Genomic DNA, 1,856 nt, shown 5'->3' on the forward strand with positions numbered 1-1,856 from the left:
CTGGCCGACCAAGCTTTCGGTGATAATAACTTTATTTCTACAGTTATTTGGCAGAAAGTCTTTTCTCCAAAAAACTCAGCCAGGCACTTCTCAGTAGATCACGAATACATCCTCGTCTATGCTAAAGATGCAAATGCTTGGTTACCGAACCTTCTCCCACGAAGTATAGAAGCAGATGCGAGATATACAAATCCAGATAATGATCCAAGAGGTCCATGGTCATCTAGCGATTTAACAGGTAGGAACTACTATAGCGAGGGTGAATATGACGTCACTAGTCCTGATGGGACCAAATTTGAGCCTCCACGTGGAAGATACTGGGTAGTAAAAAAAGAGAAATTTTTACAACTTGATGCTGAAGATCGCATTTGGTGGGGAGTGAATGAAGGAAATATGCCACGTCTCAAGCGTTTCTTGAGTGAAGTAAAACAGGGAATAGTGCCCCAAACGTTGTGGTCATATAAAACAGTCGGACACACGCAAGAAGCAAAACGCGATATTCTATCAACTATGGCCGTAAATCATCCCTCAGAGGTTTTTACTACCCCTAAACCTGTCAGGCTGATTTCACACATATTTAAAATTGGAATGTCCAGTGGTAGTAACATAATCGCTCTAGATTTTTTTGCGGGCTCTGGTACAAGCGCTCATGCAATACTTAATCTAAATAAGTCGGACAGCGGTAAGAGAAAATATCTACTCGTCGAGATAGGAGATTATTTTGACACAATAATGAAACCCCGCATACAAAAGGTCATGTTCTCCTCTAACTGGAAAGATGACAAACCTGAGAGTAACGATGGCCAGAGCCACATCTTCAAGTACATGGAACTGGAGCAGTACGAGGACACCCTCAACAACATCGAGTTCCTGGACCGTGACGGGCATGTGCAGGCGACCATCTTCGGCATGAACGACTACATGCTCCGCTACTTCCTCGACGTCGAGACCAGAGAGAGCCCCTGCCGCCTGAATGTGGACCGGCTGGCAACACCGTTCGCCTACACGCTCCGGGTCCGGCGTGAGACGGGGTTCGACGACGTCCCGGCTGATGAGGATGGATTCCGGGAGGTGACGGCGGACCTTGTTGAGACCTTCAATTACCTCCTTGGATTGCATGTCAAACGTCGGGTGGTCCGATACCATGGCGATCTCACCTACCGGATCGTCCATGGAGTACTCCCCGACGGTAAAATCACCGCCATCGTCTGGCGCAACTCCCCTAAGGACCCCGCAGGTCACGAGCAGTCGCTCGAAACAGACGCAACGTTCATCACCGACGAGATCCTCAGGGAGTTCCCGGACACCGTCACGCTCTACGTAAACGGCCACTGCTTCGCACCCCGGGCGACGCGCATCGAGCCCGAGTTCAAGAAACGCATGGGGGCGTGACGGCGTGGCGGCACCACGGGGACGAAAGACAGGGCAGAAGCCGGGGAAGTCCTCGAAAGAAGGGGCGCTCCGGCCGTGGCTGGTTAAGTGCGCCTTTGGCAACCGCCTCTTCGGGATGAAGTCCTTTCAGGATTTCAAGAGTCTTCTTGCGGAGATCGAGGAAGGCGAAGGCGAGGACGGGCATAGCCACTTCTACCACGTCCTGAAAAACCACGGTGGATTCCGGCAGAACGCCGACATCACAATCGACGAGCTGCGCAACTACGATGACAACATCGTGCGGCACATGCACCGCATCAATACTCATCGGGACGTGCCCATCCGGCTCAAATACTACCAGTGGCTCGCAACCCTCTTCACCGAAGCATACCTTGACCGCTACTTCCAGAGTCCCGGAAAACTTGCCTCTCTGGTCGAGGAGTCGGTGAAGACCTCAATCAAACAGACGCTGCAGCCGATTGGGG

The 1,856-nt window shown here is 51.6% G+C and carries 2 protein-coding genes; both read left to right on the forward strand.

Translation table 11 applies throughout. From position 1 onward, the window contains the following. The coding region (locus QCH34_RS11810) for a DNA methyltransferase (protein WP_300334435.1) at positions 1-1,392 on the forward strand (1,392 nt) is incomplete at its 5' end. A gap of 4 nt (positions 1,393-1,396) precedes the next feature. Then, positions 1,397-1,856 (forward strand): hypothetical protein (locus tag QCH34_RS11815; RefSeq protein ID WP_300334436.1); only part of this gene is annotated, 460 nt, incomplete at its 3' end.

The organism is Methanocalculus sp., assembly GCF_029762515.1.
GTDB lineage: Archaea > Halobacteriota > Methanomicrobia > Methanomicrobiales > Methanocorpusculaceae > Methanocalculus.